The sequence below is a fragment of the Mesorhizobium sp. B3-2-1 genome, from assembly GCF_006439515.1.
Classification (GTDB): Bacteria; Pseudomonadota; Alphaproteobacteria; order Rhizobiales; family Rhizobiaceae; genus Mesorhizobium.
In genome coordinates this window covers 32,357-55,013 of the sequence record NZ_VFTI01000027.1, presented here as the reverse complement: position 1 = coordinate 55,013, position 22,657 = coordinate 32,357, and the positions used below count along the sequence as shown (strand labels likewise).

Annotated in this window: 20 protein-coding genes and 1 pseudogene; 11 read left to right on the top strand and 10 right to left on the bottom strand. The window is 64.2% G+C overall.

Annotated features, from left to right (window positions below; all coding sequences use genetic code 11):
• Positions 1 to 365: 365 nt before the first annotated feature.
• Positions 366 to 1,238, bottom strand: a complete 873-nt coding sequence (locus FJW08_RS24480; protein ID WP_140812630.1) for a 50S ribosomal protein L11 methyltransferase — start codon at positions 1,236 to 1,238, stop codon at positions 366 to 368.
• Between the two features lie 10 nt (positions 1,239 to 1,248).
• Positions 1,249 to 1,827 carry an SCO family protein gene (locus FJW08_RS24475; RefSeq protein ID WP_140758141.1) on the bottom strand — a complete coding sequence of 193 codons (579 nt, stop codon included), beginning with the start codon at positions 1,825 to 1,827 and terminating at the stop codon, positions 1,249 to 1,251.
• Between the two features lie 199 nt (positions 1,828 to 2,026).
• Between FJW08_RS24475 and FJW08_RS24470 the strand changes: the two genes are divergently transcribed.
• The 3 genes from FJW08_RS24470 (at position 2,027) to FJW08_RS24460 (ending at position 4,345) form a co-directional block, all read left to right on the top strand.
• Positions 2,027 to 2,545 carry a CreA family protein gene (locus tag FJW08_RS24470; RefSeq protein WP_246682533.1) on the top strand — a complete coding sequence of 173 codons (519 nt, stop codon included), beginning with the start codon at positions 2,027 to 2,029 and terminating at the stop codon, positions 2,543 to 2,545.
• 443 nt (positions 2,546 to 2,988) lie between these two features.
• On the top strand, positions 2,989 to 3,630 hold the full coding sequence (locus FJW08_RS24465) for a DapH/DapD/GlmU-related protein (protein WP_140812629.1): 642 nt from the start codon (positions 2,989 to 2,991) through the stop codon (positions 3,628 to 3,630).
• Between the two features lie 286 nt (positions 3,631 to 3,916).
• Entirely contained in the window at positions 3,917 to 4,345 is a 429-nt protein-coding gene (locus FJW08_RS24460; RefSeq protein ID WP_181183037.1) for a low affinity iron permease family protein, read from the top strand.
• Between the two features lie 3 nt (positions 4,346 to 4,348).
• Here the strand turns inward: FJW08_RS24460 and FJW08_RS24455 are convergent, their stop codons facing one another.
• Positions 4,349 to 5,215 (bottom strand): SDR family NAD(P)-dependent oxidoreductase, encoded by an 867-nt coding sequence (locus FJW08_RS24455; protein WP_140812628.1) that lies wholly within the window; start codon positions 5,213 to 5,215, stop codon positions 4,349 to 4,351.
• 134 nt (positions 5,216 to 5,349) lie between these two features.
• Between FJW08_RS24455 and FJW08_RS24450 the strand changes: the two genes are divergently transcribed.
• Entirely contained in the window at positions 5,350 to 5,631 is a 282-nt protein-coding gene (locus FJW08_RS24450; RefSeq protein ID WP_140758137.1) for a hypothetical protein, read from the top strand.
• Between the two features lie 2 nt (positions 5,632 to 5,633).
• On the opposite strand, the gene FJW08_RS24445 is transcribed toward FJW08_RS24450, so the two are convergent.
• Positions 5,634 to 6,209, bottom strand: coding sequence for a TMEM175 family protein (locus tag FJW08_RS24445; protein WP_140812627.1), 576 nt, complete (start codon positions 6,207 to 6,209; stop codon positions 5,634 to 5,636).
• A gap of 316 nt (positions 6,210 to 6,525) precedes the next feature.
• Between FJW08_RS24445 and FJW08_RS24440 the strand changes: the two genes are divergently transcribed.
• Positions 6,526 to 7,731: an MFS transporter gene (locus tag FJW08_RS24440; RefSeq protein WP_140812626.1), complete on the top strand. Its 1,206-nt coding sequence runs from the start codon at positions 6,526 to 6,528 to the stop codon at positions 7,729 to 7,731.
• A gap of 24 nt (positions 7,732 to 7,755) precedes the next feature.
• On the opposite strand, the gene FJW08_RS24435 is transcribed toward FJW08_RS24440, so the two are convergent.
• Positions 7,756 to 9,216 carry an MATE family efflux transporter gene (locus FJW08_RS24435; protein ID WP_246682531.1) on the bottom strand — a complete coding sequence of 487 codons (1,461 nt, stop codon included), beginning with the start codon at positions 9,214 to 9,216 and terminating at the stop codon, positions 7,756 to 7,758.
• 244 nt (positions 9,217 to 9,460) lie between these two features.
• The gene (locus tag FJW08_RS24430; protein ID WP_140812624.1) at positions 9,461 to 10,930 is read right to left on the bottom strand and encodes an esterase-like activity of phytase family protein; all 1,470 of its coding nucleotides are present in this window, start codon (positions 10,928 to 10,930) and stop codon (positions 9,461 to 9,463) included.
• 223 nt (positions 10,931 to 11,153) lie between these two features.
• Here FJW08_RS24430 and FJW08_RS24425 point away from each other — a divergent pair.
• The 3 genes and pseudogenes from FJW08_RS24425 to FJW08_RS24415 all read left to right on the top strand — a co-directional run.
• Positions 11,154 to 11,345, top strand: a pseudogene (locus FJW08_RS24425) (glycine cleavage T C-terminal barrel domain-containing protein); the annotation flags it as partial.
• Between the two features lie 13 nt (positions 11,346 to 11,358).
• Positions 11,359 to 12,912, top strand: a complete 1,554-nt coding sequence (locus FJW08_RS24420) for a trimethylamine methyltransferase family protein (RefSeq protein WP_140812623.1) — start codon at positions 11,359 to 11,361, stop codon at positions 12,910 to 12,912.
• A 124-nt stretch (positions 12,913 to 13,036) separates the two neighbouring features.
• On the top strand, positions 13,037 to 13,351 hold the full coding sequence (locus FJW08_RS24415; protein WP_140758180.1) for a hypothetical protein: 315 nt from the start codon (positions 13,037 to 13,039) through the stop codon (positions 13,349 to 13,351).
• A gap of 38 nt (positions 13,352 to 13,389) precedes the next feature.
• Here FJW08_RS24415 and FJW08_RS24410 read toward each other — a convergent pair whose 3' ends face one another.
• Entirely contained in the window at positions 13,390 to 16,101 is a 2,712-nt protein-coding gene (locus FJW08_RS24410; RefSeq protein WP_140812622.1) for a UvrD-helicase domain-containing protein, read from the bottom strand.
• A gap of 249 nt (positions 16,102 to 16,350) precedes the next feature.
• On the opposite strand from FJW08_RS24410, the gene FJW08_RS24405 reads away from it, so the two are divergent.
• Entirely contained in the window at positions 16,351 to 18,666 is a 2,316-nt protein-coding gene (locus FJW08_RS24405) for a glucose/quinate/shikimate family membrane-bound PQQ-dependent dehydrogenase (RefSeq protein ID WP_140812621.1), read from the top strand.
• 405 nt (positions 18,667 to 19,071) lie between these two features.
• On the opposite strand, the gene FJW08_RS24395 is transcribed toward FJW08_RS24405, so the two are convergent.
• Positions 19,072 to 19,503 carry a hypothetical protein gene (locus FJW08_RS24395; RefSeq protein WP_140758129.1) on the bottom strand — a complete coding sequence of 144 codons (432 nt, stop codon included), beginning with the start codon at positions 19,501 to 19,503 and terminating at the stop codon, positions 19,072 to 19,074.
• 420 nt (positions 19,504 to 19,923) lie between these two features.
• Here FJW08_RS24395 and FJW08_RS24385 point away from each other — a divergent pair, with 420 nt between their 5' ends.
• On the top strand, positions 19,924 to 20,823 hold the full coding sequence (locus tag FJW08_RS24385) for a dienelactone hydrolase family protein (RefSeq protein ID WP_140812619.1): 900 nt from the start codon (positions 19,924 to 19,926) through the stop codon (positions 20,821 to 20,823).
• Here the strand turns inward: FJW08_RS24385 and FJW08_RS24380 are convergent.
• Entirely contained in the window at positions 20,820 to 21,740 is a 921-nt protein-coding gene (locus tag FJW08_RS24380) for a DMT family transporter (RefSeq protein ID WP_140812618.1), read from the bottom strand. The two genes, FJW08_RS24385 and FJW08_RS24380, sit on opposite strands and share 4 nt — an antisense overlap.
• Before the next feature lie 89 nt (positions 21,741 to 21,829).
• Here FJW08_RS24380 and FJW08_RS24375 point away from each other — a divergent pair, with 89 nt between their 5' ends.
• The gene (locus FJW08_RS24375) at positions 21,830 to 22,309 is read left to right on the top strand and encodes an Lrp/AsnC family transcriptional regulator (RefSeq protein ID WP_140812617.1); all 480 of its coding nucleotides are present in this window, start codon (positions 21,830 to 21,832) and stop codon (positions 22,307 to 22,309) included.
• A gap of 101 nt (positions 22,310 to 22,410) precedes the next feature.
• On the opposite strand, the gene FJW08_RS24370 is transcribed toward FJW08_RS24375, so the two are convergent.
• On the bottom strand, positions 22,411 to 22,608 hold the full coding sequence (locus FJW08_RS24370) for a hypothetical protein (protein WP_140758125.1): 198 nt from the start codon (positions 22,606 to 22,608) through the stop codon (positions 22,411 to 22,413).
• Between the last annotated feature and the right edge of the window lie 49 nt (positions 22,609 to 22,657).

Below are 22,657 nucleotides of genomic sequence, written 5' to 3'. Positions count from 1 at the left end.
CGGCTGACAACCGATCGCGCTTGGTCCAGCCATGCCGGAAGGCTGAGGCGAGCGGACGATCTGACCGAGGTCGGATTCCGTGCCAAGCTGGTGCTAGAAGTCATTTTCTCGACGTCAGAAGCGCTCATGTCCATAGCCAATCGGCAACACCTGTGGGTTAAGTTCACCCTAATTTAGTCGCCGGTTGACTGTCTTTGCCGGCGCAAGGCAAACTTGTCACTTGAGGGACAACGGGGGTTTTCATGAAGAGGACATATGAACGGCCGAAACTTGTGAGGCGCGAGAAGCTGTCGACTGTGACCGCATGTCCAACTCCGTCGCTTTGCCCGATTTAGGTCGGAACAAGATATCGCTGCCGCGCAACGTCAATGTTTGAGGTGGATCGTCACCCAGCCCTCGCGATGCAAGGTACTGACGTGGCGGAAATTCTGGCCGACATAGGCCGAGATGACCGCGTCGCGCTGGCGATCGAGAATCCCAGACAGCACGATCGAACCGCCAAGCGTGATGTGGCCCGCCATTTGCGGCGCCAGCCGCATCAGCGGCCGCGCCAATATGTTGGCGACGATGAGGTCGAAGGGTGAGCGCCTGGCGAAGATCGGGTGATGAAAGCCCGGCGCTGTCACCGTCTCGATCAGGCCTTTGACGTGGTTCAGCCGCGCATTGGCGGCGGCGACCTTGACCGCCACCGGATCGATGTCGGTGGCCAGAACCGGAATATGCGCCAGCTTGGCGACGGCGATCGCCAGCACCGCGCTGCCGGTGCCGAGGTCGAGCGCGTTGCGCGGACGCTCGCGCCGCACGACTTTCTCCAGCATTTCGAGGCATCCGGCGGTGGTGCCGTGATGGCCGGTGCCGAAGGCAAGACCCGCCTCGATCTCTATGGCCAGTTCGCCGCTGTGGCGCTTCCTGCTGTCATGCGCGCCATGGACGAAGAAACGGCCGGCGCGCACAGGCTTCAGGCCTTCCAGCGAACGTGCCACCCAGTCGATGTCGGGCAGCGCCTCGCGCTCGACCGGTCTCGACAAAGCCAGGCCGGCGAGAGTGTCCTTCAGCCGCGCCTCGACGGCGTCGACGTCGCCATCGGCGTAGAGCGAGACCTCGTGGATGTCGGCGTCTTCGTCGACCTCCAGCACGGCGATCGGCAGGCCTTCATCCTCGAAGGCCGTTTCGAGCGCCGCGAAGATGCGCTCCGCCTCGATCTTTCCGGTGGTGAAGTGGAGCCGCGTCTGGGTCATGTGAATTTTGTCAGCCGTTCGCGGCGAGGCGCTTCAGCTTCTCGACGGCGGTGTCGGCGCTCTCGCCATAGGCGATCGTGCCGGCAAAGTCGCCCTTGGCGTTGAGCAGCAGCACCGAGGCGGTGTGGTCCATGGTGTAATCACCGTCGCCGGTGTCGACTTTCTTCCAATAGATGCCGAACGCCTTGGCCATGGCATGGACCTTGTCCGGGTCGCCGGTGATGCCGGTGATGCGGTCGGAGAAATTGCTGACATAGGCGTTCATCACCTGCGGCGTGTCACGTTCCGGATCGACCGAGACGAAATAGGCGTGCAGGTTCTTGCCGTTGTCGCCGAGCGTCTTCAGCCAACCGGCGAGTTCGAACAGCGTGGTCGGGCAGACTTCGGGGCAATGGGTGAAGCCGAAGAAAACGACGCTGGGCTGTCCCCGGAAAGCGGCCTCGGTGATCGGTGCGCCTTTCTGGTCGACCAGGGTGAACGCCGCGCCGAAAGGCTCGCCGCCATAGTGGCCGCGATACCAGTCGAAGGTCAGCCAGCCGATGCCGGCCGCCATCAGGACGAGAATGCCGACCAGGATAGAACGCATCATCAGAAATGTCCGTCTGTAATGTCATGGGACGCGCCGGCCAAAACGGTGCGCCTCTTGTTCGGCCACAGTCTTAGCGGTTCGACAGGGTACACGCAAAGATGCCGCGTTGACGCAACCGGCTGTGGTGTTGACGCATCTGCTTGCAAAGCCGAACAGTTCGCCCCACCTGAGACCGGCAACTCGAACCGAGGAGGCTTCTTTGCTCGAACTGATTGGGCTCGAAATGACTGCGCGGAAACTGATCGGCGGCGCGTTGGCGGCATTTGTCGTGCTTGGCGCCGGTAGCGCCGTTGCCGAGGAAGTCGGCAAGGTCGGCGTCGACTGGGTCGGCAACGACATCATCATCGACGCGATCAAGGACCCGAAGGTGGATGGTGTGACCTGCCATGTCGCCTATTTCGACCGAAGCATCATCGACCGCCTGCACAAGGGCAATTGGTTCGAAGATCCCAGCGATTCCTCGATCTCGTGCCGTCAGACCGGGCCGATCACCATCGGCGACATCGACATGAGCGAGAGCGGCGAGGAGGTGTTCAAGCAAGGCCTCAGCCTGATCTGGAAGAAACAGGTGGTGAACCGCATCTACGACAAGAAGAGCGAGACGCTGATTTATCTGTCGCACTCGCGCCAGGTGCAGAACGGCTCGGCCAAGATGTCGGTTACGACGGTGCCGCTCTACGGCCAGAACGTGGTGTGGAGCAATGCCAAGCCGAAATAGATAGACGATTGGCCCCGGCTAGGGGCACCACTGAGTTGAAGATAGAAGCTGGCTCTACGACATGCTTGAGGAGAGACCTGATGATTTCCCCGCCGCCCCGGAACCTTCCTCAGGCGATTGCATGTGACTTCTGCGGTGCGAAATACGGCGACGCCAGAAAGTTCGTTGCCGGTCTTGCCAGATACACATGCGAGAAATGTATTGCCCCTGCATCCAAGGGCGCCCTTTGCCTATTTGGGACACAAAGCTCTATGATTTTCGCGTGCTCGGTATGTAAGTTCCAGAATGATGGAAAGAGGCGGTTTGTAGCTGAAAAGGTCTCCTTTATTTGCGACGAATGCGTCAGCGTCGCAGCCGATCGACTGGGCTCTGTAACTTGAGGTGCACCTACGCGCTGGGAGCCCCGCTTGCGGGACCAATCGCTCTGACGTAAAGCCGCCGGCATGGACCGTTCCGAAGATCTCGTTGCGAAAGACCCCGAGCCGCGTATCCATCCTACCGCGGAGATGAAGGGCTGCAAGCTTGGCCGCTATGCCGCGATCGGCGAACGCGTCGTGCTGCGCGAGGTTATCGTCGGCGATTTCTCCTATTTCGAACGCCATGCCGAGGCGATCTATACGACGATCGGCAAATTCTGCTCCATCGCCGCCAACAGCCGCATCAATGCGCTGGAGCATCCGATCGAGCGGTTGACCCAGCACAAGGTCAGCTATCGGCCGAACGAATATTTCCGCTGGCTGGGCGTCGATGCCGCGTTCCGGGAGCGGCGGCGGTCGAAGGCCGTGACCATCGGCCATGATGTCTGGATCGGCCACGGCGCGGTCATCTTGCCTGGCATCACCATCGGCAACGGCGCGGTCATTGGCGCCAATGCGGTGGTGACGCGGGACGTGCCGTCCTACACGATCGTCGCCGGCGTGCCGGCGAAGCCGATCAGGGCGCGCTTCCCCGTGGCCGTCGCGGCCCGGATCGAGGCTCTCGCCTGGTGGGACTGGCCGGTCGAGAAACTCGCCAAAGCGGTTCCCGACATGCAGGCAATGCCGATCGAGGCCTTCCTCGACCGCTGGGAAAACGACGCCGTTTGAGCTCCGCAGGGAACTGTTCTTCGCGCTCTCCGAAATGAAACCCCTTCCGCCAGGCGGGGGTGGCGCGGCGGAAGGGGCTGGAGGTAAACCGCCGTGAAGCGGAAGGAACAGGCTCTTGCCTGCGCGGCTACCATGACATTGAACCGATAAGGTGTGTTTTGTGCCGAATGCGCGCGCCGCGTGCATTTAATTGCATCGGTTGTATTTTTTGCGCGCGGGAACCCGAATGGCTGCCGGTTGTTTCTTCCGGCGTACCGAACGGCGCGGCGCTGTTTTGAGGGAGCCCATGATCGAGAAGCTTTTCACCAAAATCGCCAACCGGGTAGCTCACCTTGCTGGCCTGTCGCCGACATTCGCAGTCTGCTGCCTGATCGTCGTCGTCTGGGGAGTAAGCGGGCCACTCTTCGCCTTCTCGGACACCTGGCAACTGGTGATCAACACCGGCACGACCATCATCACCTTCCTGATGGTGTTTCTCATTCAAAACACCCAGAATCGCGACGGCGCGGCGATCCAGGCCAAGCTCGACGAGCTGATACGGGTCGGCGCGGCCAAAAACACCTTCATCGGCATCGAGCACCTGACTGAAGCCGAGGTCCAGGAGATCCGCGCCAAATGCGAGCGGGCGGCGAAGCGGCATGACGAGAAAGTCGCGACCATGGCGGCCAAGAAGGCGGTTGCCCAGAAGCGGGGCGCGAAAAAGAGCGCGGCTTGAGGCTCAGTCTTTCATGAACGCCGCGAATGCATCCTTGTGGTCGGGATGCCAGCGCGACAGAGCAGGACGGTTTTCGATGATGTCGCCGATCGCCCAGGCCATGCGCTTTTCGTCCAGTGGCCGCGCCACCTCATTGTCGGGACACAGGATGTAGAAGTCACCCCTGACCAGCGATTCCAGCATGAAATCAATGACCTGCTCACCGGTCCAGGCGCTGGCGGGCTTTTCCGTCGCGCCTTCGGTCAGGCCGGTATAGGTGAAGCCGGGGATGAGCAGATGCGCCGACAGGCGGGCGCCGGGCTCTTTGCGCAGCGCATGCGCCAGGCCCTCGGTAAAGGTCTTCACGCCGGCCTTGGAAACGTTGTAGGCGAGGTTGCCGGGCGGTGTGGTTATGCCTTGCTTTGAACCGGTGTTGACGATGAGGCCCGGCTTGGCTGACGCCAGCATGCGCGGCGTGAAGGCTTCTACGCCATGCACGACGCCCCAGAAATTGATATCGAGCAGCCGTTTCCAGCCGTCGCGGTTTTCCCAGGGTTTTCCCGGGTTGTCGCCGACGCCGGCATTGTTCATCAGCAGCGAGACCTCGCCGAAGGCGCCGAATGCCCGGTCGGTGAGGCGGTCCACCTCATCGGCCTTCGAAACGTCCGATGCAACGGCAAGCACGGCGTCGTCGCCGGCGATCGCGGAAACGGCTCGAGAAGCATCGTCGAGGCGCGGGCCGCCAATGTCGGCGAGCACGATCTTCATGCCCATCAGCGCCAGCCGTTTGGCCGCCGCAAGGCCAATGCCGCTGGCGGCGCCGGTGATGACGGCGGTATTGCCTTGGCCAAGCGCTGGCAGGGCGGTCTGGATCTCGGCGTCGGGGATCATCTGCGATGGCTTCCTTTTTCGATGGCGCCGAACTTAGCGCCGGAACGGGCTTGTGCAAGCCTCCGTCAGGCTTGTCGGGTTGACCACTCCGGTCGTGGCTGCGCATGCTGCGACGCCAAAAGGGAGATTTCCGATTGACGGATTGGGTTGCAATTCTGAAGGAGCAGACCGCCACCGGCGACCAGATGGGGCGCGAGGTGCCGCAGATGCTGGCCAACCCGGACATCAGCGAAGCTCAGGTGAAAACCTTGTTCTCCGAATTGGAAAAGCAAGCGGAATTCGTCGAGAAACTGCGCATGGCTCTGGAGAAGTTCGGCCATGATTTCTCGATCATCAAGGCGGCGGAGCGGCTGGAAGAGCGCTATGCCGATCTTGCCGCTTCGGTGGCGGAAAAGCTGAAGGCAATGCGTAAATAGAATTACTTCTCCAGGACCCGTGCAAAGCGCGTGTCCGGCACCAGCCAGACCAAGGCGACGGCAACATAGAGCGCGACGCCGATCCACCTGTCGAGGAATGTCAGCCCAACGGCGGCTATGTAGACGGCGAGCGAAATCCTTCCCTTGCGGTCGCGGCCGATGGCCTTGGCGAATGCGGTATCCGGCCCATGCAGCCGATGCAGCGCAATGACCAGGATGCTGTAGGCGGTCGCACACATTGCAAGGTCGAAACCGTAGACCGCGACGGGAACGGTGGCGAAATGATTCTCGCCCATGAAGGCGGTCGTCACTGGCATCAGGGATAGCCAGAACAACAGATGCAGGTTCGCCCACAGCACGTGGCCGTCGACACGTTGCACGGTGTGGAACATGTTGTGCAGATTGTTCCAGTAGATGCCGACATTGATGAAGGAAAGCACGTAGCATAGAAAAACCGGCCACTGCGGCAGCAGCGCCGAAAAATCCTCGCCTTCCGGCACCTTCAGGTCCAGCACCATGATGGTGATGATGATCGCCACCACGCCGTCGGTGAATGCCTCGACCCTGCCTTTGCCCATGATCAAAACCCGGTCCGCGATGAATTGCTGAAAGATAGTAAATCGTTAGCGGATGTTGGGGCGCCGATAAACAGTGCGAGGAAAATTCCTCAACAATAGGCCCGGTTTCCTGCAAGTAGGACTGATTGCATTTGATACGGCACAAGGGATGCCGTGATGGATCGGGGCCGCTGGCCCCGATCCGCAATTGTGAGATCATCGGCTTGCCTGATCGGGCAAGGCCCACCGTGGTGTCAGGAGCCTGGCCGTTCACTGGAACGCCGGCGGTAAGGGTGCGTTAACCTCGCGATCCCTGAAACTGGTGACGAGGTTGGCGATGGCCTTTCGTGATTTGGCGCAAACTCAGAACGAGGCCGGCAACGTCCTCGCGATCCCGACTGTCGCGGCGATGATCGCGGTGCTGTTTGCCGGCAGCACGGCGCTGACGCCCCTCTATATCATCTACAAGCAGCAATTCGGCTTTTCGCAGATCACCTTGACGCTGATCTACGCGGTCTATGTTGTCGGCAATCTCGGCGCCTTGCTGGTGTTCGGTGGCGTGTCGGATGTGCTCGGACGCCGACCCGCAGCGCTGGCGGCGATGATCGTGGCCATTGTCAGCGCGCTTATCTTCCTGTTCGCCGGGAATGTCGTCTCGCTCGACGTGGCGCGCATCCTGAGCGGACTTGGCATCGGCATCGGTGCGGGGACCGGGACTGCCTGGATTGCCGAGCTTCTCCCCGCCGCCGACAAATCGCGTGCCAGCGTCATCACCACCGGCACCAATTTCCTCGGTCTCGGTTTCGGGTCGCTGATATCGGGACTGTTGGCTCAATACGAGCCCTGGCCCCTGCGGCTGGTCTTCATCATCTATCTCATGGCACTCGCGGTGGTGGCGGTCCTGGTCTGGCGCACCCGTGAAACGGTGGCCAAGCCGGGTGGCCTCGGTCGGATTTCGATGCGGCCGCGCCTATCCGTACCCCAGAAGATACGCACGCGCTTCGTCGCGCCGGCGGTGACCGGTTTCGGCGCGATGGCGTTGGTCGGCTTCTATGCCGCGGTGGCGCCGAGCATCCTGGCGCAGCAGCTGCACGAAACGAACCATGCCGTTGCCGGCGCACTGTTCTTTGAACTGGCGATCGTCGCGGCGGCCAGCATCGTGGTGCTGATGCGCGTGCAGAGCAGCAAGGCGATGCTGGCCGCCCTGGCCTTGATGATCCCGAGCGTGCTGCTGGTGGTGGCGGCGCAGATTCTGGCCTCGATGGCGCTGATGATCGTGGCGACGGCCTGCTGCGGTGTCGTGGCCGCACTCGGCTACCGAGGCGGCCTGCAGGTGGTGAACGAGATCGCGCCGCAGGACCGCCGTGCCGAGGTCGTATCCAGCTTCTTCGTCTGCTGCTTTGTCGGCAACGCCTTGCCTGTCATCGGCATCGGCGTCGTGTCGACCTATGCAAGCCCTGTCGCCGCGAGCCTGGCCTTCGCGGCCATGATCATCGTGTTCGCGCTGGTGGCGCTCGCCTTCGGGCTCAGACAAAGGCGCTGAGACCGCCGCGCCGGCAGGCGTGTTTCAGCCGTTCGGCGTTTCAGGTGCCATGTTCGCGCGCTGGCGCGGCACGCCGAGCCCGGTGTCGGGCGGTTCTCCGGCCGCCGGCCTGTTCTCGATCATGTGCAAGGTGCGCCAGCCGCCGAAGCGGTAGTAGGACGCGGCCAGGGCCAGCGAGGCGATCGAACCGGCCGGGAAACTCCACCACAGCGCCTCTTCGCCGATCACGCCGCGCATGTAATAGGCAAAGCCGGTGCGCACGATGAGCACCGAGATCACCAGGATGATCAGCGGCGGCATCACGGCCCCCGTGGCGCGCACGGTGGCGAACAGCACGATGGTGATGCCGAACAGGATGAACGACCAGGACGCGACCGTGTTGATGTGGGCGGCAATGTCGATCGCTGCGCTGTCACTGCTCAGGAACAAGCTCAGGATCGAGCGGTCGAAGACCCATAGCAGCGCGACGAGAGCGCCGGTCAGGACGAGGTTGAAGCCGACGCCGGAAGCGGCAACGCGGCCGATCCGGTCCCAGCGGCCGGCACCGACATTCTGGGCCGCCATGGAAGAGACCGCGGCGCCGATCGCGAGCGCCGGCATCTGGATGTAGGTCCAGAGCTGCGCGGCGATGCCGTAGGCGGCGGCGACCTGCGAACCGTACGAGTTGACGATGCCCATGACCGTCAGTGCCGCCGCCGAGATGACGATCATCTGCAGACCCATCGGCACGCCCTTGAAGACGACGATGCGCAGCAGCGCCGGATCCGGGCGCAGCAGGACGAGATTGGCGCCGGCCAGCCGCAACGGATGCTTGCGCGTGTAGAGCACGACGAGGATGGCGATGACACTGACGGTCTGACCGATCAGCGTCGAGGTGGCGGAACCGGCGATGCCGAGTTCGGGAAACGGGCCGATGCCGCGGATGAGCAAGGGATTGAGCGCGATGTCGAGAACGACCGCCAGTGCCATGAAGATGAAGGGCGTGCGTGAATCGCCGGCGCCGCGCAGCACGGTCATGACGAAGGACAGAAGGTTCATCATCGGCACGGCGACGAAGATGATGCGCAGGTAGGAGTGCGCGAGCGCCAAGGCGTCGGCCGGCGTGCCAAGTGCGCCCAGGATGGCATCGACCCAGATCCAGCCGCAGACCGCGAAGACCACCGAAACGAGGAAGAAGAAAGTGGCGCTGGTGCCGACGATGCGGCGCGCCTCGGGCAGGTCGCGAGCGCCGACCGACTGCGCCACCAGGATGGTTGCCGCCATGCCGATGCCGAACACAGTGCCGAGGATCAGGAACAGAACGAGGTTGGCGTTGGATGTCGCGGTCAGCGCCGAGTCGCCGAGGAAGCGGCCCACCCAGACGGCATTGACCGAGCCGTTCAGCGATTGCAGCACGTTGGAGCCGAGCACCGGCAAGGCGAAGAGCAGCAGCGTGCGTGGGATCGGGCCGCTGGTCAGGTCGCCGGTGCGCCGACGCGCGGGCATTTTTTCGTCCATGGGCGATAAGGCCTATCTCGAGTCCGGTGCGCGATGATCGCATGATTCAACCGAACAGGTCGATGCGGGGGCGGGGAGCTTCGTGCGCGGTGTCGGCTGCCGGCAAGGTCATCGAGCAGGACGGCCGAGCCAATCGATGCGGGCGTGCCAAAGGATGCGGAGTTCTTGAAGCAAGCCTTCACAACCTGCACAAGCGGGCACGCCAGGCGCGCGCCCGCTTGTGCAGTGATCGTTACTTCTTGCCGAGGCCGGGCAGCGTGACCTGATAGACCAGGAACATGGTGTCGACATCGGCGCCGTCATCGGCCTTGTAGGGCGCGCCGACCTGGAAGCCGTCCTGGGCGAGGAAGTCATTGTCGTTGGCGACGAACAGGAAATAGTCGTCGGGCAGCTTCGGGTCGAGGACGCTGGCAACCGACATCGCTTCCCACTTTTCCGAAAGCTCGTTGCGGTCCTTCGCCCCACCATTGTGCAGGCCGAAGCGGCCAAGCTGCGCGGCGTCGTTTATATCGATGAACGGCGTCAGCTTGGCCGGCGTCACCGAGGGATCAAGCACGCCCTTGGGCGCCACCGGCTTGTCGGCCGCGTCGAAGGGGCCGCCCGCGATGTCGGTCGCGCCGGACACGTCGACGATGTTGATCTGGCGGTAGAGCGAAGCGTCACCCTTCTTCAGGCCCTGGCCGTTGCCGCTGTCGCGCGCCAGCATCAGGAAGGACGTGTCCGAAAGCGCCATGATCTCGCTCTGCGCGGCGACCTTGGTCTTGCCCTTGGCATCCCTAAACACCGGCAGCGGCACGACATATTCATGCGCGAGCTTCAGATGGGCGAGGTCGGAGGCATCGTAGACCAGCGCCCGGGTGTTCTGCCGCGTCGCTGGGGAATCGCCGCCGTCCTGCCTCGGCGCCGACTGCAGCACGGCGATCAGGAATTTGCCGTCCGGCGTCATCGCCATGCCTTCGAGGCCCTGGTTGTTCTGGCGGCCGGTGTCGGGATCCTTCGGATCAGGGTCGGCGGCACCCGGGCCGGGATTGTCGGAGGAGAAGTTCGGCGCTCCCTTGCGCATCGGCACAAGGGCCGCCGGCGGCTGGGTCGCCGACATCAGGCGGCCTTGCGCGGAGAACCTGTAGATGTTGGGGCCGTACTCGTCGGAGATGAACATCGAACCGTCGGGCAGCCGCGCGATGGCCTCGTTGTCGAGAGCGAGCTTGCCGTTGGTGGCGACGGGCAGCATCGGCATGTCGCCGGCCGCGGCGCGTACATCCGACAATGGATCGAGGCCGGTGGCATCGACGCCCTTGTCATCGGTGAGCAGTATCGTGTCGGCAAGCGTCGCCTTGACGCCCGTCTGCCCCTGGCCGGCGGCGGGAGCGGCGTCGGGCGCGACAGGCGTGAATTCGATGCCGACGGCGTTGAGGCGCGGGCGATAGTCGGTGGTGCCGCCGACGTTGTAGCCACGGTCGGGCAGGAGCCAGAGCGACCCCTTGTAGGTACCCGCTTCATGCGTCCAGCCTGATGTGTCGATCGCCATGCCGGAGGCGGAGCCAAAGGTCTCGCCGAACTTGTCGCGCTGGTCGGCCGGCATGCGGCCGACGCCGACCAGGCCCTTGTTGATGTAAGCCATGCCGTCGGCAAGCGCCGGGGTGAGGGCGGTGAACAAGGCCAGCGCGACGCCGAGCGAGGCGGTTCGGTGCAGGTGTTTCATGGACAATCCTCTTTGTGACGAAGCATGCCGGAGCGGCCGAAGGACAAAAACGGAAAGAGGTGCCGCCTCGACGGTGCCGTGCGTGCCTCCCCGAAAGCGATCTAAGGCGTGAACATGATGCTTGCGTGACAGTGCGCGATGCCGCTCCGCCAGCTTACTGGACACCTATGTCTAGTGCATATAGGGTGCCGGCTTCGAACTGACCGGGGAGAAGCCTTGAAGCCGCCGCGTCGGCTTCGTCACCTCGGGCGGATTTGGCTACACGATCGGCAAGGGCGTCGCGCTGGCGTTGGTGGACGACGATTTCGCCGGGGAGGGGACGGCGCTTTGCGTGCACATTGTCGGCGTCGAGCGGACTGCGCGGGTCATCGCGGCCTCGCCCTGTGATCCCCAGGGCAAGGCGATGCGGCAATGAGGAGGAACTTGCGATGATCGATGATGCGGCACGAGACAGCAGGCGCGAACGCCGGCGTGGACGCACGGGCGAGGCCGGCAGCGAATCAAACCGCAAGCCCAATTACCGGTCGCTGAAGAATCCATTCCTGCCGCAGCCGATCTTTTCCGACGACCAGGTGGCGTCGATCCACCACACGGCGCTGCGCGTGCTGGAAGAACTGGGCATCAAGGTGCTGTTGCCTGAGGCGCGCGAGGTGCTTGCCCGCGCCGGCGCGCTGGTCGATCCCGACACCGACATGGTGCGCATCGGCCGCGGCATGGTGGTGGCGGCCTTAGCCTCGGCACCGCGATCGATCCACGCCAAGGCAGGCGCGCGTGCTCGCGATCTGTCGCTCGAACTGGGCTCGATGACGTTCCTTGCGGGTTCCGGCGCACCCAACGTCACCGATCTCGACCGCGGCCGGCGGCCCGGAACGCTGGCCGCCTTCGAGGAGCTCATCAAGCTGGTGCAGCATTTCGATGTGTTGCACATGCTGGGGCCGTGCATCGAGCCGCAGGACATCGACAACCGCTTCCGCCACTATGCCGTCAATCGGGCGCAACTGACCCTGTCGGACAAATTCCCATTCGTGTTCGCGCGCGGCACGCCGCAGGTCGATGACAGTTTCGAGATGATCAGGCTGGCCCGCGGGCTGTCCGAAGACGAGTTCTGCTCGGGCGCGCATTGCTACACCGTCATCAACACCAACTCGCCGCGCCAGCTCGACATTCCGATGGCGCAAGGCATCATCGATTTCGCCAAGGCGGGCCAGGTCCTGATCATCACGCCGTTCTGCCTGGCCGGCGCGACGGCGCCGATCACGGTGGCCGGCGCCCTGACCTTGCAGCATGCCGAAGCGTTGGCCGGGCTGACGCTGGCGCAGATCGTTCGGCCGGGCGCGCCGGTGGTCTACGGTTCCTTCTCCTCCAATGTCGACATGAAATCCGGAGCACCCGCCTTCGGCACGCCGGAGCACGTCAAGGCCACACTGGGCGCCGGCCAGTTGGCGCGCTTCACCGGTCTGCCCTGGCGCTCGGGCGGTGGCAGCGCGGCCAACATTTCGGACGCGCAGGCCGCGCACGAGACGCAGTTCGCGCTGTGGGGCTCTGTGCTGTCGGGCGCCACGGTCTGCATCCATGCCGCCGGCTGGCTGGAAGGGGGCTTGAGCGTCTCGCTGGAAAAGCTGGTCACCGACATCGAGGCGCTGCAGACCGTCGCGGAGCTTTGTGCCGCGACCCCCGGCGACGACGACGCAATAGGCTTCGAGGCGATCGCCGAAGTGCAGCCGGGCGGCCACTTCTTCTCGGCCGGCCACACCATGGCGCGCTACCGCACCGCCTTCTACGAGCCGCTGGTCGCCGACTGGTCGAATTTCGGCAACTGGACGCAAAGCGGCTCGAAGAACGCGACCGAACGCGCCACCGGCATCTGGAAGCGCATCCTCGCCGATTTCGAGGCGCCGGCTGCGGCCGCCGCCACGTCAGGCGTGCTCGACGCGTTCATCGCGCGGCGCACGGAAGAGGGCGGTGCGGCGCCGGTGTCGTAAAGTAGCCTGCCTACTCGCCGTTCCAGAATTGTGGCCGCGATCCCGGAACCCGCGGCGCTTCCCACGCATTCATGGAAGCGGGCCAATGCCTGGCTCCATTTGCGAGCCGTTGAGGGAGGACGACATGGGTTTCGACCAGTATCACGAACCGCCGGAAGAACTGTCGCAGCAAGTGCGGACCTTTGCCCGCATGATCACCTCGCTGATCGAGGAGGCGGAAGCGATCAGCTGGTACGAACAGCGCATGTCGGTGGAGAAGGACCCGCAGGCCAAGGCGATCATGAAGAACGCGCAGAGCGAGGAGTTCAAGCATTTCGGCATGGACCTCGAATTCCTGCTGCGCCAGAAGACGGACTGGCGCGTGGAACTGAAGGAAATCCTGTTTACGACAGGGGATATCGTGAAGGCTGGGGAGAAGGGCGAGAAGAAGGTGGATTGAGGCGGAAAGCCAGCTTTGCGAGGCCAGCCGCATTCAACTCACACCCCCACCACAAACCCGTCCAGCACGCGCTTCTGGCCGGCCTTGTCGAAGTCGATGGTCAGCTTGTTGCCTTCGATGGCTGAAATATTGCCGTTGCCGAATTTCTGGTGGAAGACGCGGTCGCCGACGTTGAAGGCCGACGGCGTGTCGGAGACGGATTTGGCGACCAGTTCGCCGTCGATGGTGCGGCCCTTCACGCTGGTGCGGCCGGCGCCGTAGCCGGAGTCTGTTTCGCCATAGCCGATGCGTTCGACCTGATGGCCCGAGCGCGTGCCCCAATTGCGGTCGGTCGCCTCGGTGCGGTTGGCCTGTGCGCGCTGCCAGCCCGGCGTCGAATAGGTGTTTGAGAAGGCGCCGGATTTTTCACCGCCGCCAGAATTGCCGCCGATATTGTCGAAGCGCGAGGCGCCATACGGGTTCTGTCTTCCAGCCCCCTGGCCGCCGCCACGGCCGGACGCGAACGAGCCGCCGCCATAGGGATTGCCGTAGCCGCCATAGGAATTGCCGGCTTCGGCGACCTCGACATGGGCTTCCGGCAGTTCCTCGAGGAAGCGCGACGGGATGGTCGATTGCCAAAGGCCGTGGATGAGGCGGTTGGAGACGAACCAGATATGCAGGTTCTTCTTGGCCCGCGTCAGGCCGACATAGGCGAGCCGCCGCTCTTCCTCGAGCCCGGAGCGGCCGCCTTCGTCCAGCGCGCGCTGGTGAGGAAAGAGGCCTTCCTCCCAGCCGGGCAGGAAAACGGTCTCGAATTCGAGGCCCTTGGCCGAGTGCAGCGTCATGATGGAAACGGCGTCTTGTCCGGCGTTCTGCTCGGCATCCATGACCAGCGCGACATGTTCGAGGAAGGAGCGCAGCGACTCGTACTGCTCCATGGAGCGAATCAGTTCCTTCAGATTCTCCAGCCGGCCGGGCGCCTCGACCGAACGGTCGTTCTTCCACATGTCGGTGTAGCCGCTCTCTTCGAGAATGGTCTCGGCGAGCTCGGTGTGCGGCGTCGTTTCCAGCGCCTTCTGCCAGCGCTCGAAATTGGCCGCCACCTCGCGCAACGCGGCGCGCGGCTTCGGCTTCAGTTCGTCGCTTTCGGCGAGATTGCCGGCGGCTTCCAGCATCGGGATGCGCAGGGCGCGGGCCGTGTCGTGGATCTGGCGGATGGTGGCTTCGCCCAGGCCGCGCTTCGGCACGTTGACGATGCGCTCGAAGGCGAGGTCGTCGGCGCCTTGCGCGACGACGCGGAAGAAGGCCATCGCGTCGCGGATTTCCATGCGCTCGTAGAAACGCGGGCCGCCGATGACGCGGTAGTTGAGGCCGAGCGTGGTGAAGCGCTCCTCGAAGGCGCGCATCTGGAAGGACGCGCGGACGAGGATCGCCATGTCGTTCAAATTATGCTTCTGGCGCTGGTAGGCCTCGATGGTCTCGCCGATGGCGCGGGCTTCTTCCTCCGAATCCCAAGCGGCATGGACGTTGACCTTGCCGTCTTCCGGATCGTTGCGGTCAGTGAACAGCGTCTTGCCGAAACGGCCCTCATTATAGGCGATGAGGTGGGAGGCGGCGCCCAGTATGTGCGCGGTCGAGCGGTAATTGCGCTCCAGCCGGATGATGGTGGAGCCGGGAAAATCCTTGTCGAAGCGCAGGATGTTGTCGACCTCGGCACCGCGCCAGCCATAGATCGACTGGTCGTCGTCGCCGACGCAGCAGATGTTTACGGTGGCGCGGGCTTCGGCCGAAGAGCGCCCAATCTCCCCCCATGTGGGGGAGATGTCGCCGGAGGCGACAGAGGGGGGCGCTGGCCCGCCGGCCTGTCGGTGCGAGGCGCCCCCCTCTGTCCTGCCGGACATCTCCCCCTCAAGGGGGGAGATCGGCTTGCCTTGCGGCCTTTGCGCCAAAAGCCGCAGCCACATGTACTGGGCGGTATTGGTGTCCTGGTACTCGTCGACGAGGATGTATTTGAAGCGCCGGTGATAGTCCTTCAGCACATCGGGATTGGCGCGGAAGATGCGGATCGGGTGGCAGAGCAGGTCGCCGAAGTCGCAGGCGTTCAGCGTCTGCAGGCGCTCCTGATAGGCCTTGTAGAGCTCGCGGCCCTTGCCGTTGGCGAAGCTGCGCGCATCGCCCTCGGCGATGTCGGCCGGACCCTGGCCCTTGTTCTTCCAGCCGTCGATCATCTGGGCGAACTGCTTTGCCGGCCAGCGCTTGTCGTCCAGCCCCTCGGCCTGGATCAGCTGCTTGATCAGCCGCACGACGTCGTCGGTGTCGAGGATCGTGAAGTCGGATCTCAGGCCGGCAAGCTCGGCGTGGCGGCGCAGCAGCTTCACGCCGATCGAGTGGAAGGTGCCGAGCCACGGCATGCCTTCGACATTGCCTTCGCCGATCAGGATGCCGATGCGCTGCTTCATCTCGCGCGCGGCCTTGTTGGTGAAGGTCACGGCCAGGATCTGCGACGGGAAGGCCTTGCCGGTGGCAAGGATGTGGGCGATGCGGGTGGTCAGCACGCGGGTCTTGCCGGTGCCGGCGCCGGCCAGCACCAGAACCGCGCCTTCGGTGGTCTCCACCGCCAGCCGCTGCTCGGGATTAAGCCCCCTGAGATAGTCCGGCGCATTGTTTTGGCCGCCGCGGGCAGCCATGGCGCGCGCGGCAATGCCCGACGGGGCCGTGGGCCGCGCATCGGGTTCGTCGAAAAAGGGCATGTCTTCGGAAAAGCCGGACATCGCCCCCGAATGTAGTGATTCGGCAGCGAAAGACCAGAACTGTCTACGTTTTGTTCCGGTAAAGTGCCTGATACGGCCAGTCGAGCGACATGGCAGCCGGCGTTGTGAACAAACGAGGGTTGCTGCCGCGGACCCATGGCCTACGCTTGACAGGCGCGGCGGTCGGGAGAAAGTTGCGTAGGGGGCGGCACGCAATGCCGGGTTGCCCAGGGCCGCCACCATGCGCGCAACAGTCGAAGGAGTATCATCTTGGCTGTCACCATCACCTCCCTCATCCTCTTCCTCATCGGCCTGGCACTTGGCGCCGGGGGTATCTGGTTGGCTTCGCTGGGCGGCAGCTGGTACTACATCATTGTCGGCCTCGCCTTCCTGATCACCGCCTGGCTGCTCTACCGGCGCCGTTCCACGGCGCTCTGGCTCTATGCGGCGATCGTGCTCGGCACGCTGGCCTGGGCGGTCTGGGAAACCGGCTTCGACTGGTGGGAGCTCGGCCCGCGCGGCGGCATCATCGTGCTGGTGGCGCTGTGGCTGCTGACGCCGTGGGCGCGGCGCGGCCTTGCCGGCCCGGACGGGCGCGCACCTCTGATCCTTGCCGTGCTGGCATCGCTGGCGGTGGCCGGCTATTCGATGACCGCGGACCCGAAGGACATCGCCGGCGCGCTCGATACCGACAAGGTGATCCCCAACGCCAATCTCGGCGGCGATGTGCCGGCGGGCGAATGGCATTATTACGGGCGCACGCAGTTCGGCCAGCGCTATTCGCCGCTCGACCAGATCACACCGGACAACGTCGCCGACCTGAAGCCGGCCTGGATCTACCGCACCGGCGACGTGAAGGGACCGGACGATGTCGGCGAGACCACCTACCAGGTGACGCCGCTCAAAATTGGCGACACGCTCTATATCTGCACGCCGCACAATTTCGCCATCGCCGTCGATGCGGCGACCGGCAAGGAGAAGTGGCGCTACGATCCCAAGATCAAGCTCGACAAGGATCGCCAGCACCAGACTTGCCGCGGCGTCTCCTACTATGCCGATGCCGCGGGCGCCGCCGGCCAGCCCTGCGCGGCACGCGTCTACCTGCCGACCTCGGATGCGCGGCTGATCGCGCTCGACGCCGCCAACGGGCAGGTTTGCCCCGCTTTCGCCGAGGCCGGCACGCTCAATCTGTTGGCCAACATGCCGTATCCCAAGTCGGGCTATTATTACTCGACTTCGGCGCCGCTGATCGCGGGCGGCAAGATCATCGTCGGCGGCGCGGTCAACGACAATTATTCGACGCAGGAGCCGTCCGGCGTCATCCGCGCCTACGACGCGAGCACCGGCAAGCTGTTGTGGAACTGGGATTCCGGCAATCCGGACCAGACGACGCCGCTGGCGGCCGGCCAGACCTACACCGCCAACTCGCCCAACATGTGGTCGACGCCGAGCGCCGACGAGAAGCTCGGCCTGCTCTACGTGCCGCTCGGTAACCAGACGCCGGACCAGCTCGGCACGGGTCGCAGCGCCAATGTCGAGAAATTCTCCTCGTCGATCACGGCGCTCGACCTCAACACCGGGCAGTTGAAATGGGTGCGCCAGACCGTGCACCATGACCTCTGGGACATGGACGTGCCGGCGCAGCCGAGCCTGATCGACATCACCAAGGCCGACGGCTCCGTGGTGCCCGCGCTGGTTGGGCCGACCAAGCAGGGCGACCTCTATGTGCTCGACCGGCGCACCGGCGAGCCGGTCATCCCGGTCAAGGAAGTCCCGGCGCCCGGGGGAGCCATCGAGGGCGACCACACATCGCCGACGCAGCCGGCGTCCGACCTTTCCTTCAACCCGCCGCCGCTGACCGAGGCCGATATGTGGGGCATCACCATGTTCGACCAGCTGGCCTGCCGGATCGCGCTCCACAAACTGCGCTATGAAGGCCGCTACACGCCGCCCTCGCTGCAGGGATCGCTGATCTATCCCGGCAATTTCGGCACTTTCAACTGGGGTGGCGTGGCGGTCGATCCGGTGCGGCAGGTGATGTTCGGCATGCCGACCTATCTCGCCTTCACATCCACGCTGATCCCCCGCGCGGATGTGCCGCCGCCGGGCGACGCCAAGGGCAGCGAGCAGGGGCTGAACCGCAACGAAGGCGCACCTTATGCGGTGGTGATGGGACCGTTCCTGTCGCCGCTGGGCATTCCGTGCCAGGCGCCGCCCTGGGGCTATGTTGCCGGCGTCGATCTTCGATCCGGTACGATTGCCTACAAGCACCGCAACGGCACCGTCTACGACATGACGCCGCTGCCGCTGCCGCTGAAGGTCGGGGTGCCCGGCATTGGCGGGCCGATGATCACCGCCGGCGGTGTCGCCTTCCTGGGTGCCGCCGTCGACGACTATCTGCGCGCCTACGACCTGACATCGGGCAAGCAGCTCTGGCGGGCGCGGCTGCCGGCCGGGGGGCAATCGACGCCGATGACCTATACGGTCGCGGACGGGCGCCAGTTCGTGGTCATCGTCGCCGGCGGCCACGGCTCGATTGGCACCAAGCCGGGCGACTATGTGATGGCCTACGCGCTGCCGAAATAGGGGCAAGATTCTGGATGGATGGGTGATCCGCCAGGTTTGCAATTCCGGCAACTTTGGCGCCGCCCCTCATCGCCCTGCCGGGCACTTCTCCCCGTATAGGGACGGGGAGAAGGACGCGTCATCGATGGCTTCGCCGATCGCCGGCGTTGCAGGAATGGCGCAGCGCTGAAGTTGCCTCTTCTCCCCGTCCCTTACGGGGAGAAGGTGGCGGCAGCCGGATGAGGGGCGGCGCTAACCATGGTCAGTAAAGCGTCGCAATGCGGCACGCCCTCCCGCCAGCGACTGCCGGTTGGCCGTGCCCTTCTAGAGCGGTTCAGCGCTTGATAGAATCGCCGAACCGCTCTAACTCTTTGTTTTTACGCAATTCCGGACGGAAAACCGCTACGCACTTTTCCTGGAATTGCTCTAGCCGAGCCCCAGATGGCTCTTCAGGCTAGGCACCGAGCCGAGCACCTGGTTGGTCAAATCGGGGCCGGCGGCGGCCTCGGCCTGTTGGACCAGCGTCTCGCCGGCCTTCTGGATCTGCGCCATGTCGAGGCCGGAGGCCTTGAGCGCGGCGAGGCCGTTGACCAGCGCGCCCGCCTTTTCTCCGAGAACGCCGCCAAGCGCGCCTTGCAGCGACGACAGGAAGCCGCCGCCGCCGGCCGGTGCGGCCATGACGTCATATTGGTGCGCGAGGTCGTCGGCGCCGGGGATCTTGGCGAAAAACGAAGATGCGCTGGTGCCTTCGGCTTCATGCTCCAGCACAGAGAAGATGGTGCCGACGACTTTCTCAGTCGTTGCCTGGTCGAGGCCCGCCTTCTGCGAGACGGTGTTGACGATATCCTGGATGTTCATGGTCTCACCTCAGCCTTGGATTTTCTGGTTCGTGCGGTGGTTGCGGCCCCTGACCATCGACCGCCTGCCGGCCTGCACGACCATGGAGCCTAGCGCCAGGGCAGCCGCGGCGGCAAGGACGAATGCACCGGCGAGGATCGGGGAGGCATGGTCATCGGCATCGCTCCTTGTGACCGGGACATGTGACCGGGACGTGAAGGCCGGGTACCGCGCCATCGATCGCCGGCAGTTTTCCTCACCATCGTGGCGGCGCCAGCAGGATTTCTCGCCGATGACTAAAATGTGATGACACGGACGCGCGCGTTGCCGGCTTCACGGGCTTGCAGGCAATGCCCGCCGCAGCGCTCGTCCGGGCTGGACCCGCCCGGCCGCGTCCCTATCTAGCTCGGATATCGAAATTCGAAGCCGAGGAAATGTACCATGACGAAATCAGCCGTCGCGACACCCGCCAAGCCTGTCATCACCCAGGCGATGATCGACGCCTATGACGAATACACGCATCTGACCCTGGACCGCCGCCGCTTCATGGGGCAGTTGACCAGGCTTGCCGGATCAAGCGCGGCGGCGGCAGCGATCGCGCCGATGCTGGCGGCGAACTCCGCCCAGGCGGCGATCGTGGCCGAAAACGATCCCCGCGTGAAAGGCGAGGACATCACCTATCCCGGCAGCGGCGGCGAGATGAAGGGGTATCTGGTCAAACCGGCGAACCAGACCGGCAAGCTCGGCACCGTCATCGTCATCCATGAAAACAGGGGGCTCAACCCGCATATCCGCGACGTCGCCCGGCGCGTGGCGCTGGAGGGCTTCGTGGCGCTTGCGCCTGATTTCCTGTCGCCGCTCGGCGGCACGCCCACCGATGAGGACAAGGCGCGCGACATGTTCGGGAAACTCGACCCGGCGCAGACCGTGGCCGACGGCGTGGCGACGGTCGCGTTCCTCAAGGCCGACAAGGACGGCAATGGCAAGGTCGGCGCCATCGGCTTCTGCTGGGGCGGCGGCACGGCCAACATGCTGGCCGTCAATGCGCCCGACCTCGCCGCCAGCGTCGCCTATTACGGCATGCAACCGAAGGCCGCCGACGTCTCGAAGATCAAGGCTGCGCTGCTGCTGCATTATGCGGGCCTCGACGAGCGCACCAACGCCGGCATCGACGCCTTCAAGAAGGAACTCGACGCCGCGCATGTCGAATACACGGTCTATGTCTATGAGGGCGCCAACCATGCCTTCAACAACGACACCTCGGCGGCACGCTACGACAAGAAGGCGGCCGACCTCGCCTGGGGCAGGACGATCGCCTTCCTCAAGCAGAAGTTGGCCTAGGCGCGATCGCTCACCGGTTTGTGGAAGGCAACACCGGCCACGACCAGCGCGACGCCGAGGCAATCGCCGAGGCTTGGAATCTGCTGCAGCACGACGACGCCGATCAGCGTCGCGGTGACCGGCAGCAGCGACAGCATCAGTGCGAAACTCGAGCGCGGCAACCGAGACATGGCGAGTTGATCGCAGACATACGGTATGACCGAAGAACAGATGCCGACGCCGATGGCCGCGATGAGCAGTGGCGGCGAGAAAAAGGCGGGCAACGCGTCGCTGACGCCGATCGGGAGCACGACCACGAAGGCGACCGCCATGGCAGCCCCCAGGCCGGCGATCCCGTCGCCGGCGCCCGCGCGAGCGACACGGTGGCCAAGCACGATGTAACCGACAAAAAGCGCGCCGTTGAGGAAGGCCCAGAACAGCCCGACGGGGTCGCTTGACCACTTCACGTCAATCAACAGCAAGGTGCCGGTGACGGCGATAGCGAGAGCGGCGAGATTGCGGGCGGTCCTGAGGCCGACCAGCGCAATGGCGATGGTGCCGACGAATTCGATCGCCGCCACCAGCGAGATCGGCAGGCGGTCAAGCGCCAGGTAGAACGAGCAGTTCATCACCGCCAGGCAAGCGCCGAAGGCGATGAGCAGGAGCCGCGTTCGGGAGTCGGCTCTTGCGAAGGTTCGCCAAGGGCGGGTCAGCGGCGCGAAGATCAGCGCCGCGCTGGCAATGCGCAGCCACGCCATGCCGAGCACGCCGACATGCGGGAAAAGCAGCACGGCGAAGGCCGGCCCGAGATAGTGGAAGACCGCGCTGACCGCGAACCAGAGATGCGGCGGTAGTCTTGTCACTAGGCTGTCGGGGCCTACAAGGGCAGGCCTGGTGGCGCCGGGACCGGCAGGTGGGACTTGCGTCTGGTCATCCATTGGATCAGTATCGCAGCCGATCTCTCCGGTTCATATGGATGATGAGTGGCCTATCAGGCCACTTCTGTTCCGGAAGCAAGGAGGTTTCCGTGAAACGCCTTCGAACCGAAAATGCCGATCTTGATGCGGCCGACATGAAGATATTGCGCCTCCTGGAAGAGGACGCGCGCATCAGCACGGCGGAGTTGGCGCGCTCGGTCGGCCTGTCAGCGCCGAGTGTGGCCGAGCGCATCAAGCGGCTGCAGGAGAACGGCGTGATCGAAGCCTATTGCGTCAAGATCAATCCCGCGGCTCTTGGCCTGAAACTATCGGCATGGCTGCGCATCCGGCCGGTGCCGGGGCAATTGGCTGTTGTCGCCGAGATCATCCGCGACCTGCCGGAAATCGCGCAATGCGACCGGGTGACCGGCGAGGACTGTTTCATCGCGCTGGCGCATGTCGGCTCGGTCGCCGAACTCGAACGGGTGATCGACCGCATCATCCCCCATGCGATGACCAACACGGCGATCATCCAGTCTTCGCCGGTGATCGCGCGCTCGCCGCTGGCGGCGATCAAGCGGCAGGTTTGATCCGTGAGATGTTGCTTGAAACGTCGCGCCGCCCCTCATGAGGGGCAGCGCCAAGTTACGAGAAAAATGTCGGCGCCAGACGGCGATTGAAATCGCCCGCCTTACGCGTGGCCGCGCTTCAGGCGGGCGCGCTTCAGGATGCTGCGCCAGCGAATCATGTCGAACGGAATCGGTTCGTTGTTGTTGGCGATGTGAAAGATCTCGTTGTCCACATTCTTGAGCGAACGCCAGAAATCATAGTCTGATATGCGCGGATCGGCCGCCAGCCTGTCCACCTCGATCTTGATGTCGGTTTTCATGCACGTTCCTCGAACCGGCTTCGCCTCGCCGCCCGCAAAACAACCCCTG

Bases quoted from the DNA above. Each gene is read 5' to 3' on its own strand.
- FJW08_RS24460 (WP_181183037.1), top strand. From the start codon at position 3,917: ATGATCGAGAAGCTTTTCACCAAAATCGCCAACCGGGTAGCTCACCTT.
- FJW08_RS24475 (WP_140758141.1), bottom strand. From the start codon at position 1,827: ATGATGCGTTCTATCCTGGTCGGCATTCTCGTCCTGATGGCGGCCGGC.
- FJW08_RS24410 (WP_140812622.1), bottom strand. From the start codon at position 16,101: ATGTCCGGCTTTTCCGAAGACATGCCCTTTTTCGACGAACCCGATGCG.
- FJW08_RS24370 (WP_140758125.1), bottom strand. From the start codon at position 22,608: ATGAAAACCGACATCAAGATCGAGGTGGACAGGCTGGCGGCCGATCCG.
- FJW08_RS24440 (WP_140812626.1), top strand. From the start codon at position 6,526: ATGGCCTTTCGTGATTTGGCGCAAACTCAGAACGAGGCCGGCAACGTC.
- FJW08_RS24455 (WP_140812628.1), bottom strand. From the start codon at position 5,215: ATGATCCCCGACGCCGAGATCCAGACCGCCCTGCCAGCGCTTGGCCAA.
- FJW08_RS24435 (WP_246682531.1), bottom strand. From the start codon at position 9,216: ATGCCCGCGCGTCGGCGCACCGGCGACCTGACCAGCGGCCCGATCCCA.
- FJW08_RS24445 (WP_140812627.1), bottom strand. From the start codon at position 6,209: ATGGGCAAAGGCAGGGTCGAGGCATTCACCGACGGCGTGGTGGCGATC.
- FJW08_RS24415 (WP_140758180.1), top strand. From the start codon at position 13,037: ATGGGTTTCGACCAGTATCACGAACCGCCGGAAGAACTGTCGCAGCAA.
- FJW08_RS24430 (WP_140812624.1), bottom strand. From the start codon at position 10,930: ATGAAACACCTGCACCGAACCGCCTCGCTCGGCGTCGCGCTGGCCTTG.
- FJW08_RS24385 (WP_140812619.1), top strand. From the start codon at position 19,924: ATGACGAAATCAGCCGTCGCGACACCCGCCAAGCCTGTCATCACCCAG.
- FJW08_RS24465 (WP_140812629.1), top strand. From the start codon at position 2,989: ATGGACCGTTCCGAAGATCTCGTTGCGAAAGACCCCGAGCCGCGTATC.
- FJW08_RS24380 (WP_140812618.1), bottom strand. From the start codon at position 21,740: ATGGATGACCAGACGCAAGTCCCACCTGCCGGTCCCGGCGCCACCAGG.
- FJW08_RS24420 (WP_140812623.1), top strand. From the start codon at position 11,359: ATGATCGATGATGCGGCACGAGACAGCAGGCGCGAACGCCGGCGTGGA.
- FJW08_RS24395 (WP_140758129.1), bottom strand. From the start codon at position 19,503: ATGAACATCCAGGATATCGTCAACACCGTCTCGCAGAAGGCGGGCCTC.
- FJW08_RS24480 (WP_140812630.1), bottom strand. From the start codon at position 1,238: ATGACCCAGACGCGGCTCCACTTCACCACCGGAAAGATCGAGGCGGAG.